Annotated in this window: 8 protein-coding genes; all 8 read left to right on the top strand. The window is 32.7% G+C overall.

The window, feature by feature from the left end; genetic code table 11:
* The first annotated feature begins 3 nt into the window (after positions 1-3).
* The 8 genes from FUA22_RS13330 (at position 4) to FUA22_RS13295 (ending at position 13,446) form a co-directional block, all read left to right on the top strand.
* Positions 4-1,467, top strand: a complete 1,464-nt coding sequence (locus FUA22_RS13330) for a sulfatase (RefSeq protein WP_147769096.1) — start codon at positions 4-6, stop codon at positions 1,465-1,467.
* A gap of 96 nt (positions 1,468-1,563) precedes the next feature.
* The gene (locus tag FUA22_RS13325) at positions 1,564-4,944 is read left to right on the top strand and encodes a T9SS type A sorting domain-containing protein (protein ID WP_147769095.1); all 3,381 of its coding nucleotides are present in this window, start codon (positions 1,564-1,566) and stop codon (positions 4,942-4,944) included.
* Positions 4,941-5,813, top strand: a complete 873-nt coding sequence (locus tag FUA22_RS13320; protein ID WP_147769094.1) for a sugar phosphate isomerase/epimerase family protein — start codon at positions 4,941-4,943, stop codon at positions 5,811-5,813. Before FUA22_RS13325 ends, FUA22_RS13320 begins: the two co-directional genes overlap by 4 nt.
* A gap of 202 nt (positions 5,814-6,015) precedes the next feature.
* Positions 6,016-6,360 (top strand): hypothetical protein, encoded by a 345-nt coding sequence (locus tag FUA22_RS13315; RefSeq protein WP_147769093.1) that lies wholly within the window; start codon positions 6,016-6,018, stop codon positions 6,358-6,360.
* A gap of 19 nt (positions 6,361-6,379) precedes the next feature.
* The gene (locus tag FUA22_RS13310) at positions 6,380-7,810 is read left to right on the top strand and encodes a cellulase family glycosylhydrolase (RefSeq protein ID WP_147769092.1); all 1,431 of its coding nucleotides are present in this window, start codon (positions 6,380-6,382) and stop codon (positions 7,808-7,810) included.
* 11 nt (positions 7,811-7,821) lie between these two features.
* Entirely contained in the window at positions 7,822-9,270 is a 1,449-nt protein-coding gene (locus FUA22_RS13305; RefSeq protein WP_147769091.1) for a T9SS type A sorting domain-containing protein, read from the top strand.
* A 598-nt stretch (positions 9,271-9,868) separates the two neighbouring features.
* Positions 9,869-11,110 carry a T9SS type A sorting domain-containing protein gene (locus FUA22_RS13300; RefSeq protein ID WP_147769090.1) on the top strand — a complete coding sequence of 414 codons (1,242 nt, stop codon included), beginning with the start codon at positions 9,869-9,871 and terminating at the stop codon, positions 11,108-11,110.
* A gap of 500 nt (positions 11,111-11,610) precedes the next feature.
* Complete coding sequence (locus FUA22_RS13295; protein WP_147769089.1) at positions 11,611-13,446, top strand: T9SS type B sorting domain-containing protein; 1,836 nt, start codon at positions 11,611-11,613, stop codon at positions 13,444-13,446.
* Positions 13,447-14,325 lie beyond the last annotated feature (879 nt).

Genomic DNA, 14,325 nt, shown 5'->3' with positions numbered 1-14,325 from the left:
ACAATGAGAGTGTCCATTTATATTATTTTTTTAGTTTTAGTCCATTTGCTTTATTCTTGTGATTTCATAAATCGAACTCAACCAAAACACCCTAATATTCTTTTATTGTACATGGACGATTTACGTCCAGAACTTAATACGTATGGAGCTAGTCAAATAGTTTCTCCTAACATAGATAAGTTAGCCAAAAATGGGATGCAATTTAATAATGCGTATTGTAATGTACCGGTCTGTGGTGCTTCAAGAGCTAGTATGTTAACAGGCATGCTACCAACTAAAAGCAGATTTTTAAACTATAATACATTTGTTGAAAAGGAAACTCCTGAAGCAGTAACATTCCCTCAATTATTTAAACAAAATGGATATACAACAATTAGTAATGGAAAGATTTATCATCATTTAGATGATAGGGAAACTGACTGGGATGAAGTTTGGAGACCATATGCTTTTGATAGAAACGACCAAGGATTAGCGCCTACAGATTATTGGCAATCTTTATGGAAAGATTATCAAAATGAGGATAATATTATAGAATATAAAAACACAGATACAGGACCAGCATATGAAAAGGCAATGGTTAATGATTCTGTTTATATTGACGGCTTAATGACTGAAAAGGTTATACGTGATATTAAAAAACTAAAAAAATCATCTAAACCTTTCTTTTTAACAGCTGGTTTTATTGCACCTCACTTACCATTTAATGCGCCAAAAAAGTATTGGGATTTATATGACAGAAACGGCATAAAACAACCAGATAATAATTATGTCCCTAAGAATGCACCAGCAATTTCTATAAGTACTTGGGGAGAAATGAGAGCTTATTCTAATATTCCGAAAAAAGGACAAGTGTCAGACAGTTTAGCCATAAATTTAATTCATGGTTATTATGCTACGGTGAGTTATGTTGATGCTCTAATTGGCAAAATTTTAAATGAATTAAGAGAAGAAGGATTAGACAAAAACACGATAGTTGTTCTGGTATCAGATCACGGATATAATTTACAAGAACATACGCAATGGGCAAAGTTTACCAATTATAATACGTCAACTCAAGTCCCATTAATTATTAGTTCTCCATTTCATCAAAAAGGAAAATCTACAAATGCCTTGGTAGAATTGGTAGATATTTATCCAACTTTAGCAGAACTCTGTAATTTAGAGTTTCCTGAGCACCAAATAGATGGAGAAAGTATGATTCCCATACTTAATAATGAAAAACATTCTGGTAAGAAACATGTCTTAATAAAAAAAGGTAATGCCTTTACATTAAAAACGCCAAGATTTAGTTATACTGAATATTTGAATCCTAAAGACAATACTTTAATTACGTCTATGTTATACGACCACAAAACAGATGCTCAAGAGAATATTAATGTGGTTAATGAACCAGATTATAAGGATGATGTGATTAGATTAAAAAAAATACTTCATACTACATGTCAAAACAATATTATTGGTGAGTAAATACTCATATGACAATTATTAAACTTTATTTGATAACCCTTAAACCTTCACGTAGAAGTATTGCTCTAGTTTAGTGCTTGATTTAAAGGCATATAAATGAAACACTTTTTACTAGTTCTAATTTTTCTATTCTCATTATTGGTTAATGGGCAAATGCTTACAACATTAATTCCAAGTAACACAGCTACACATACAGCAGTACAAAATGGCTCTTGGTTTAGTTCCTCAACTTGGAATACTAATACAGTACCTAGTGATGCCTCAATTGTAGTTATTCCAGATGGCATTACCGTGTCTTATCAAGGGCAGTCAAACGCACAAATTTTCGCCATTCGTGTTGATGGTGAATTTGTTTGTACTCAAACCAATACCAATCTAACAACAACTTTAACTTTCGACACGTTTATAGGAACAAGTACATCATACGTTAAGTTTCTTGCAAATAATGCTGCAGATGGTAAAATTGATATTACAATTACCCCTTTTGACATTGAAGCTCATAAGGGAGGAACAAGCGGCTTCTCTCAAGTATGGAATAGTAATGCAACAAGTCATTTTTCAGATGGTGCGACTACATATAAGATTACACAAGCGGTAGGTCCAGATAATCGTTTTAATTCATACACGGAGGCCTTATCAGGAAATACGTCGGTAACTGAAACTTCAAGAACTGTTTATGATGATGGACCAGGAGTAACTGGAAGGCATCAATGGGATTCTACGCAATTATCACTTGGCATTGTTACCATGGGACAAATTGAAATTATAGGGCAAGAGAAGTTAAATATGATGAAACTTGCTGAGGATGCCCTAAAGAACCAAGCTATATTAGAATTAGAATCAGTAGCACAAGGTTGGAAAAATGGAGATGACTTAATTGTTACTAGAGGAGGAAATATGAATACTAGTAGTAATGGCGAAGATGAAGTAACCATTCAATCTATTTCAGAAACAACAGTTACATTAACGAGTAACTTACTAAAAAATCATGAAGGACGGTCATCTCAAGACCTACATTGTTATGTTGGTAATTTAACGCGTAATATTACTTTTAAATCCTCATCCATATCTAATGTTCATCATAGAGGACATTTAATGGCAATGCACAATGATACAAATGTGCAAATAAGAAATGCATCATTTATTGATATGGGAAGAACGGATAAATCCAGATTAGTTGATGATTTTATTTGGAATAATTGGTTAAGGCCCAAAGTATTTAATTCAAAAATTTCTGCCCTAGGTCAAGAATGTGCAGAAATGATTAAAAATGATGATGCAGATATAACAAATCCAAGAGGTCGGTATTCTATTCATTTACATAAAACAGGTGCTAGTTATGGCGATAATATGACGCATGTTACAGGGAATGTGGTATGGGGTAACCCAGGCTGGGGTATAACACAACATGATTCTCATGCATTAGTTGCGGACAATGTAGTATATGATGTTATAGGTGCAGGTATTGTTTCTGAAACAGGTAGCGAAACTGGTTTTTGGGATGATAATTTAGTGGTTAATATTGCCAAAGGCCATAATACAGATGTTTATGAGGCTGCCTTGTTTCATGATGATTATCTATTTTCAGGTCAAGGGTTAGCCATGAAAGGTAGAACGGTTGTTTGCAGAGGCAATGTAATTGCAAACGCCAATCAAGGAGTTGGTGTTATTAACATGAATCCTGCAATAAATAATCTAGATAGAGTTGACGCATTGGCATTAGCTAACAGACCAGGTTATGAGGTTGATAATTTTCCGTTGAGCGTTAATGGTTATAGTGCAGAAGGTGATGGTGTTATGCCAGTTGAAGCAGCTTTAATTATGGAAAATACAACCACCATATGGTGCTATCAAGGCTTGCGCTCTATTGAGCGAGATATGGGTGTAAATCATGAATCACGTTCCGTATTTGATGGTTTTAAGGCTTGGGGAGTTAACCAAGGTTTGTCTATCGTTTATCAAGCAGATTATTCATTTAAGGATGTTTATATATCCGGTAAGAATATGAATGCTATTGGTGTTTTTCTTTGGAAACATTCTCATAACCAAACTTTTGATAATATTAAGATGCAAGACTTAGGCTATGGTGTTACTGTTTCCAGACTTGTAGAAAGTGGTAATGGTGAGCTGAAAACAAGAAATAATGGTTTTACACCTTGGTACTTTATTGATCTTGAAACTACAAACGTTACAGAGTTTTATCAAATTGAGAAGGAAGATCCAGGTACTACAACCATATATACAGAACATGGTGATAACACTATACATTTAAGCTCATCAGATTTTGTTAATCGTCCAACAACATTCACAGTACTGGATTCAACGGGTTTAGTAGTTGATTATGCCACAAATGATTTTAGATTTGAAATTGATGGCATTATTACAGACGATTTTGGAAGTTATGACATGGGCATTAAACAAGCTCCAGCTCAAGGAACTCTAAGATTAGATTACCCTAAACGTATTTATGAGTTTGCTTCCCAAGCTAAATTTGAAGAGTATTTAAGCAATAATGAGGTTTATAAAGACGAAAATGATGCTTTTTATTTTATTTTAAATGAAAGCCTTCCAAATCGTCGTACATATCAGTACACAAAATTTCCAGTTAGAGTGAATATTCTGAATGCACCAGCTTCAGGTGTCTATTCATCAGTGAAACTTGAAACGCCATCTGCCTTGGCGCCCAAGCACCAAATAATTAGTCGATTTGCTACAGTAACTCAAAGTAGTACTGATACTAGCATTACCCATGAAAGCGAAGATATTGATGCTTCTCCAGAAAAGGCTATTGACGGAAACACCAATGGAAGAATTAATGTGCAACTATATCAACGTGGGCTTGTTCCTGTTGGTAGTTTTTCATCTACAAATATTGAAAATGAACCTTGGTTTGATCTCGATTTAGGCGAATTGAAAGTGATCGATTTTATTGATATTTGGAATACTGTTGAATTAAATGGATCAGATATTGAACCTGTATCTTCACACTTTAAAGATTTTTACGTTTTAATTTCAGATGTGCCATTTATAGATTCTAGTTTGGCCTCGTCAAGAGCTTTGGCAGATTATGAGTATTTAAAAAATAGTACCCCGGTAAGGAAGTTTTCTTTAAACAATTTGGGAGCTTTGGGAAGGTATGTGCGTATCCAGGCCATTGGATACAATAAATTAAAGTTTGCCGAAGTAGAAATCATCGGTAAAAAATATGTGGAGCCGACTTTGTATATTGAGAAAAAGGATATAAATATCAATGTGTATCCAAACCCAACAGAAGATAAATTGAATATAAAATTAGGAAAAGTTTTTAATTCGGTTTCTGTTCAGGTCGTTAATGTTTTAGGGCAAGTAGTCCTGTCTTCAGAATATAAATCAATTTCTGATATTCAGATGAATTTAAACGTTCAAATAGGATTGTATATTATTAAGATCAAGGCGGATGATGATATAAATATTTCAAAGAAAATAATTGTAAAGTGAAAAATAAGTCCCTCTTAATAATTACTATTGTTTTTCTTTTTTCTTGTAGAGCAAATCATTCTACAAAAGAGGCTTACCCTTTTAGTAAATCTAATCTTATTCCGTGGTCTATCGTTGGTTTTGATGTTAAGGAACGTTCACCTAAAGAGCGTTTAGAAATGTTGGAACGGTTAGGTTATAAGCAATATGCCTATGGAAATAGACCAAAGCATATTCCAACTATGAAGCAAGAATGGCAATTGGCTAAAGAAAAAGGTATTACTATAAAAGCTGTTTGGTTATATATAAACCTTCAAAAAGATAGTCCTTACAACTTAAAGCCTGAAAGTGAAGCTGTCTTTAAAAATTTAGAATCCGTTGGTATTAAAACTCAAATTTGGATTGGTTTTGAACCTACCTATTTTGAAGATCTCACTGAAGAAGAATCTTTAAAACAAGCTGTAGAAATGGTTTCGTATATATCAAAAAGAGCAACCTCATTAGGATGTAAAATTGCCTTATATAATCATGGTGGATGGTTTGGAAAACCAGACAATCAACTAAAAATAATTAAAGCACTACCACAACAAAATATAGGAGTGGTCTTTAATTTTCATCATTCTCATGATGCTCTAGATGATTATTCAGAAAATATAAAAAAGCTATTCCCTTATTTATGGTCTGTTAGTTTAAATGGGATGAAAACTGGAGGACCAAAAATCATTACCTTGGGAAAAGGCAATCTCGAAAAAAAGATGATTCAGCAATTATTAGACTTAAACTATACAGGTCCTTTTAATATTTTGGGACATGTAAAAGGTGGTGATCCTGAAGTTATTTTAAAGCAAAATTTTGAAGGTCTTCAGCAATTATTTCCTTTAATAAAATAGTCTTTTCTATTCGTTTGTATGTTGTCATTTTTAATGAGTTAAGTTTATGAAATTATCTATTTTCTCTTTAACGGCTTCATATTTGCGATAATTAAACTCTATCGGACAATTATCAAACCTTCTTTTAGATTAAATTATAGAATTTTACACTTCAGAAACACATAAATGTTTCGCTCTATTAATTAAATTAAACTAATTTATAATGAAAAAAACAATATTAGCAATCACTCTTTTTGTTGGAGTTTCAATTTCTGGATTTGCCCAAACGGATAAAATGAAAGAAACGGCAAATGAAAAAGTAGAAGCATTAAATACTGAAATAATTGCAGGAGATATATCTCAAGCATTATCAGATGAACAAAAAACACAAATCTATACTATTCACATAGAACGCTTAATAGAGTTAAGGCAGGCAAAAAAAGATGGTGCAGACAAAGAAGCAAATAAAGTGATAAATAAAAAATACTTCAAAAAGATATTTCAAGAAGTTTTAACAAAAGAGCAAATGAAAGCTCGTAAAGCAGCCAAAGAAAAAAGTAAGCAATAGAATTGATTAATAGCATATCATGAAACATTTAAAACTTCCTTTATTAATACTCTTTTTAATAATGTCATTTTATGGTGTGTCACAAATTACACCACAACAAATGATTACTAACATGAATAGGGGCATTAATTTAGGAAATGTTTTAAGTGCTCCAGCAGAAGGTAATTGGGCACCAGCATTTACTGAGACTTATTTTGAAGATGTTTCAAACGCTGGTTTTAAAACAGCGCGTATTCCAATAGATTTTTTTGGAACACGAACTACAGGTGACACATCGGGATATTCAAAAAGCGCAGGAACTGTGGCTAATTATACAGGAAATCCTTCAAATTACATTGTAAGTTCATCATATTTAGATCGTATTGAACAAGTTGTTACCTGGTCTCTAAACCATAATTTAATAACCATTCTTGATTTTCATGGTTCAACTGTAAAAAGTGAATTTCTATATACGTTTAGCCCAAAAGACAAATGGGCTACTTATTATACGCATCCAACATCAGCTAAACGTGCTGCGGATAATGATAAATTTAGAGCCATCTGGACAGCTATTGCAAACCGTTTTAAAAATTATTCATACAATTTGATTTTTGAAGTTATTAACGAACCCTATTTTTGGTTAACTGATGATGAGATGGATACTTTAAATTCTGATATCATTTCAATCATCCGAAATTCTGCAAGCAATAATACAGATAGAAACATCATAATCACTGGAGGGGGTAAAAATTCCTATGAAGCACCATTACAAATTGGGAACTCTGTTTTAAGTAGTGACGATAATTTAATAGCAACATTTCATTATTACTGGCCTAGAGCATTCACAGCATCATCTGGAGAAAACGACAATGATTTTGACTGGGGAACTAATGCTGATAAAGTGGAGATTGACACCAATTTTGGAGCCGTAAAAACGTGGTCTCAAAACAATAATAATATTCCAGTTTTTTTAGGTGAGTTTGGAGCAGATAACGAGGGTGGTTATAATTATGTAACTCAAACTTATGGTTCTTTTGGTGGTCCAGAAAATACCTCACGGGTTGAGTTTCACAGATACTTAGCAGAAAAAGCAATCGATTTGGGTTTTGCCTTTACAGCTTGGGATGCTGGAGATAAGGCTAATAAAACTATTTATAAAGTTAGTGATAGAAGTTGGGTTGAAGATGTTAAAAACGCCCTCCTAGGGACTACACTAAACACTACTGATTTTAAAAAAAAAGAAACTATTAATGTATCTCCTAACCCTGCATCAAAATATATTGTACTTGAAACTCAACTCATAATTGACCATCTTCAACTTTATGATATTAACGGCAGATTAATCCCACTTAATTATACTAAAAACAGTTCAAAAATAACACTTCCTAATATTAACAATGGAATGTATATACTTAATGCTATTTATAAAAATGGCAGTTATTCAAATCATAAAATATTAATTAACAACTAAATACATAAATCATGAAAAAAATTACACTAATCTTTTTATTTGCAATCTTACCATTACTAGGTGTTGGGCAAACAACTGTGTCAACTCATACTTTTGATAGTGATGAGAATGGTTTTACTGCTGGCTCCGGTGCTACAGTGGGGTATGATGCAACAAATTATTTTACTGCAACAGGATCTTTATCGTTAACTGGAGCTATTAATAAAATAGGAAAAGTTACTTTTGCTCTTGACGGTGCTGGTGATTATACAGTAACGTATAAAATTAGAGGAGCTGCACCTGGACAGCAAATTAGAACACAATATAACTATGGAGGTGTTAATGATTTTCAAGATGATGATGTTAATGGTACTGAAACTGGGGCGGACGGAAACAATGATTGGACTAGTATTTCATACACTTATTTTTTAGATGGAAGTCTTGCAAATGCTTCATTTCAGCCTAAAATAAAAACGGATGGAGCAATATACTATATTGATGATGTGACCATTGTTAAAGAAGCTTGTGTAGGTTATGCTGTTGTAGTATCTGATGATGGTGGCGGAACTGCGGCAATTGCCACAGTGCTGCCTTGTTATCCAATGGGAACAGACGTTGAAGTAACTGCGACTCCTAATACTGCTTGTGGTTTCACTTTTGATCAATGGGAAATTGATGGTAATACATTTGGAATTTCTACAAACCCATATACATATACAGTTGGTACAGCCGATACTGAAATTAAAGCTTTATTTACAGCTCCAAGTCCAGGAGATACAAATTACGATACTGATGCTGAATTAACTCTTTGGACTCCTTCTAATGGTGATTCAACTGTTAGTGTGGGAACTGATGATCTAACTTGGACATGGACTACAGTTGTAACACCTAAAATTATTTATGGAGGTTGTACAATAGCTCCAGATTCTTGGACATTAAACGCTGCAAAAATTGGTTACACAAATAATTCAGTAAATGATGTTATTAGAGTAAGAGTTCTTGGTTCTAATGGAGATCAAAATTATGTACCAGCTACAGAGTTTATGCTAACAGGAGGTGCTTCTGGAACGGCAATAGTAGATTTATCATCTGCAAGTGGTTTTTTGGATTATCCTGCCGAACTTGAGTTACAGGTTAAGAAAGATGATGGTACAGGTACTGCAACTAATTTAAATGCACAGCCAGGGAATATAATAATAGACTTTATTGAATTTTATTATGATGCATCCTTAAGCGCAAAAGACTTCAACAAAGTAGATTTTGTTATGTACCCTAACCCTGCTAGCAAGACGGTGTATTTAGAAAGTGCACAAAGGATATCTAAAGTATCTGTTTTTGATATTACAGGTAAACAAGTGTTAACTTCTAGCAAGTTATCTAATAACGCATTAAATGTAAGCGCATTAAAAAGCGGTTTATATTTATTGCAAGTTGAAGATGCCAACCAAAGTAAAGGTATTAAAAAACTCATTATAAAATAGTAGTCTACTTTATAAAGGGACTTATTCTATTAAGGTCAGATTCTTTTAACAAGAATCTGACCTTTTTTTGTTTTAAAAACCTATTTACTTTTTAACCTAAGTTCGATTAATAAAAAGAATTCGTTCTTTTTTTAGAAAGTGAAGTATGAGCTACGAGTAATTTCTTGAGAATTAGATACTTTAATCGTAATGCCGTCAGACTAACTGGAGTATCGCTAAATAAACTTTGGGAAATGAGATAGAACACAATTTAAATTCAGGCTCACTAGTAATATGTTTTGTATAACCTCTTTTATATTTAATATAAGAAATAAAAACATTAAAAAAATAACACAGTAATCAACTAAAATAAATCCTAACACATTGTTTTTTAGTTCATTGTGTGCTTTGTCGACATATCCATGCATTTCACCTAATAGAGCAAGAATGTTTGACGATTTTTGAACCCATTTACCCTCTTTTCAAACCTTAAATAAAGTGGGTTAAACTAGTTTTGGAATGTACAATTAAGCTATTGTTATAACTCTCCCAAATCTCACCTTAATTATTGCTACTAGTGCTTTTGCTAAATAACTAATACTAATTAAATCACAAAATCATGAAAAGAATTACATTATTGTTACTATTTGTTCCTTTTATTGGAGTAACACAAGTCATTACTAACGGAACATTTGATACTGATATAAGTGAATGGAAAGGACAAATTGGCAATACTTCCGACAATTCAATAATTACTTATGACGCAGTAGAAGGGTCTGCAGCAGCAGGAGCTCTAGTACTAACTACAGGAGCTGGTACTACCTACAGAGCACAAACTAATAATGAAGCGCCAACTGTAGCGGGTAATTATGTGTTAAAATTTATGGTTAAAGGTGCTATTGGAACTCAAATTCAAGGGGCTAGATTTCAAAGTGGAAATGCAGGTGGTAATACGGCTTCTGGTTCTACATATACCTTAACTACTACTGATTGGGAAGAATACACAACAATTTTAACTGGTATTGAGACCACTAATATGAATATTAGAATAATAGGTAAAACAGCAAATTCTACTTATAAAATTGATGATGTAGAATTTTTACAAACATTTACAGAAAACTCATTCGTAACTAACCCAGATTTTGAAACGGGTGATTTAACTAATTGGCTGGTTGAAGGTCCAGATATTACCGCTGGTGTAATTTTAGACGCAACAACAAACTTTACAAATGTGGCGCAAATTGATTATACACAGAATCAATCAAGTAATAATAACTACCTTGAAAATGATATTTATGATTTTGGAAAAACAATATCTGCAGCTACAAATGTAGATGTGACTTTAGATGCTTTTGCAACTAACGCTAACATAGATTTCCAAATGGTAGTAAGAACTTATGATGCTTCAGGAGTTTTGGTGGAAAGCCTTTTTTCTGGTAAGGAGAAAGTTTCATCTGCTAGCACATGGGAAAACATTACTCTTACTAAAGCATTAACACAACCATTCAATAAAATTCAAATTAGAATAAGAACATTATTGGGAGAATCTGGAAATAAGGTGGCTATAGATAACGTTTCTGGAACTTTAGACTATACATTAGGTTCTAAAAATAGGCTTGTTAAAAATAATTTATTCAAGCTATATCCAAATCCTGCTCAAAATGTTGTTAGCTTTAAAGGCTCTAACGTAGCAGTTACAAGAATTAGTGTTTTCGACATTACAGGAAAGCAAGTATTTCAGTCCAACAAAATTATTGATAGTAAAGTAAATATTTCTAATTTAAACACAGGTGTTTATGTTGTTAAATTAGAAGATGAAAATAAAAATATAGGTACTAAGAAATTAGTTATTTCTAGATAAGGCTAACATTTGAAATCTTATAAATACTGAAAAGAATTAGTGATGGAGATAATATCCTGCTTGTTACTCTCAGGCAGGATATTACATTTAATAATTTATAGCAATTCAGTCTTTTATAGGTAGATCTTTGATATTTAGCTTATTTCTGATTAGTACAAGTAAGCTTAGTGGTCTCACGTTATCGATTTTAACTAACTTAAAATAATAATTTTTAATTCGCTTCTTGAATATTAAAAGAGAATTTTCATAATCGTTCTCAATTCAAAAAGGAAATTTCTCCAATTAAAAGCAATTCCAATGTTCCTTATTATTATCGTTTCTACTTTAATTCTAATTAATCTATTATTATTAAAATTCAGTTGTAATAAGTCTGCAAACTATTCAAAGTCAAATAAAAAGCAAAGAACAGAACAGAACAAAGTCAAATCTTTTAAAGTTAAAAGCGACTTTAAACTGAAAACTCCTTTTACTGATCTTAAAAAATCATCTTAAAGAGCTTTATGACTATATTAAGACATATCATATTACTTTTAATTCTGTTAATAAGTTATAATACTGTTTTACAAGGTCAAAATGGAAACAAAAAATTTTGTATTAATGCAGAACCCTTATGTGGCTCTACATTATTTTCATACCCCAATACGTCTGGGAGGAATTTTGCTGAAATTGGTCCTGAATATGGATGTCTTAGAGCTCAAAAAAACCCAGCTTGGTTTTATCTGCAAATTGCCAATGATGGGGATATAGAGCTCAAATTAGCCCAAAGTAAAGTCTTGGGGGAGAGTCCTAATTTAGATGTCGATTTTATCGTTTATGGACCTTTTAGTGATTCCGTATTACCTTGTACTTCAGATTTAATAAAAGCCAATATAATAGATTGTAGTTATAGTCTTAATTTCACAGAGTTGGTTAATATCCCTAACACACTTGCAGGTGAATTCTACTTACTCATGATTACCAATCATTCAGAACTACCAGGTTTCATCACTGTAACCCAAACGGCAGGATCAGCAACGACTAATTGTGTTTTGGTAGAAGATCCTGTAGATATAGACCAACAAGGCTGTCAAGGCACTGCAGAAATTTTAGATGCCACTACTACTGGAGCTACCCATTACCAATGGTATGGAGATGACGGCTCTGGAAATTTTACGCTCATGATGGGGCAAACCTCTGCCTTTTTAAACGTTAATACTGCTGGAACTTATAAAGCAGAGGCTATTTCTGCATCGGGCGTTATTATAGAAATCTATGAGTTTAATATAATATTTGTAGAAACTGCGGATTTATCTAACCCTATTGTTTCATATACCATCTGCGATTACTATAATGCCAATGATGGTATCGCACAGTTTAATCTGGATGCAAAAACGACCCAACTATTAAGCGGATATGATGCTTCTAATTTTGAAGTGACCTATTATAAGAGTGAGGAAGATGCCATGTCTGGAACCGCAACTTCACTGCCATCATTATACACCAACGAACGACAAACAGAAACGCTTTTTGTTCGCATTGAGAATATTTCGGTTTCTTCACCTCACTGCTTTACAGTAGGAAATTTTGATATTGAAGTAGACTTATTACCCGAAACAACATTAAATGACTCCTACATTCTATGCATAAATACTAATGGTACAGAAGAAATACAAACACCTCTAGTAATTGATACTCATTTATCTGAAACTGAATACACTTTCTTGTGGCGTTTAAACGGGTTAGTTTTGTCTTCTGACACTAAGAGCTTTATTCTCCCAGTGGATGAAGGTAATTATGAAGTTGAATTCACTAACAGAAATACAGGTTGTACAAACTTCGCTTTCACTTATGTAGAAGTTAGTGAACCACCTAATGTTACTGCAGAAGTTGTTACTTATGCCTTTATTGAAGAAAACAATATTGAAGTAACTGCAACTGGCGTTGGTATACAGGATCATGAATTTAGTCTCGATGGTGGGGTTTGGCAAAACGATTCTATTTTTAAAAATGTGACTATTGGTGAACATGCCATTACAGTTAGAAATACTTCGAGATGTGGGCAAACAACAATTACCATTACAGTCATGGATTATCCACTTTACTTTACACCAAATAATGATGGGATACATGACACTTGGAATATTCCAGGTTTAAAAAATCAACCACAAGTTAAAGTCTATATCTACAACCGTTATGGTAAATTACTAAAACAATTAAACCCTAATTCTATAGGTTGGGATGGAACTTTCAATGGACTGCCTATGCCTACAGATGACTATTGGTTTACTCTAGAATATATTGAGCCAAGAGATGGAAATTTAAAAAAATTCAAGGCTCATTTTACTCTTAAAAGATGATTTTTATTTTTGCTCAGAGGGTATATCTCTAAGAACTAAGGTTTCCCATTCAGTTTTCACTTCTAAACGAAACGCAAGTATGTTTTGTATTTGAGTCCTTTCTTTTTTTTAGGTAAATGGTCTTCATAAAATTTTTGCCTGTAATTGCTAAAGCTGTTATTAAGCCAGAGAATAGTGCCCTCTAAAATTTGCAGTTACAATATCTTGTCCAGTATGATACAATCCCAATTTTTGGAGGAACTTTAGTATGCCTCCAGACACCAAATTTTTCAAAAACATAAAAAAAGAACTTAAAGATAATTTCGGAGTTCCTTTAGAAACACAATTTCAGTTTGCTAGTAAAACATTGAAGTAAATAATTTCAGTTAAACTTGGTAGTGTTAAATACTAGAGAGGCAGGGTTATTACTAGTTTTATTTGAAAAAGTATTTTCAATATAAATAAAGAAAAATGAAATGTGATGTTTTACTTTTTTACAAACTTATTTTTATTATTTTACTGCTACAGTTGTCACGAGTTTTAAGGCAAAATACGTTACAGAAGTAACGTGTTCTACGTGAAATCAACAGTTCAACTTGAAGTAATCAACAGTTCAACTTGAAGTGATCAACAGTTCAAATTTTAAAATCAACAGTTCAAATCAGTTCAATTTGAAGTAATCAACAGTTCAGTTGAAACTAGCAACGGTTCATTTTGAAACTTGCAACACTTCATTTTGAAGCTTGCAATAGTTCAATCCTTTAGATAACCTCTTCTCTTTGGTAGGTAATCAGCACCACATTTTGTGCATATTTCTGTCTTCTTAATCTTTATACGTTAATCAAACGTTTAATTTACGTATAAAACTAATTTAAATTATCAATATTGAAAAATGTGTGA

The organism is Seonamhaeicola maritimus (assembly GCF_008056315.1).
Lineage (GTDB): Bacteria > Bacteroidota > Bacteroidia > Flavobacteriales > Flavobacteriaceae > Seonamhaeicola > Seonamhaeicola maritimus.
This window is presented reverse-complemented; position numbering and strand designations above follow the sequence as displayed.

Excerpts from the sequence above, each read along its gene's own strand:
- FUA22_RS13330 (WP_147769096.1), top strand. The coding sequence starts at position 4 with ATGAGAGTGTCCATTTATATTATTTTTTTAGTTTTAGTCCATTTGCTT.
- FUA22_RS13300 (WP_147769090.1), top strand. The coding sequence starts at position 9,869 with ATGAAAAGAATTACATTATTGTTACTATTTGTTCCTTTTATTGGAGTA.
- FUA22_RS13315 (WP_147769093.1), top strand. The coding sequence starts at position 6,016 with ATGAAAAAAACAATATTAGCAATCACTCTTTTTGTTGGAGTTTCAATT.
- FUA22_RS13310 (WP_147769092.1), top strand. The coding sequence starts at position 6,380 with ATGAAACATTTAAAACTTCCTTTATTAATACTCTTTTTAATAATGTCA.
- FUA22_RS13305 (WP_147769091.1), top strand. The coding sequence starts at position 7,822 with ATGAAAAAAATTACACTAATCTTTTTATTTGCAATCTTACCATTACTA.
- FUA22_RS13325 (WP_147769095.1), top strand. The coding sequence starts at position 1,564 with ATGAAACACTTTTTACTAGTTCTAATTTTTCTATTCTCATTATTGGTT.
- FUA22_RS13295 (WP_147769089.1), top strand. The coding sequence starts at position 11,611 with ATGACTATATTAAGACATATCATATTACTTTTAATTCTGTTAATAAGT.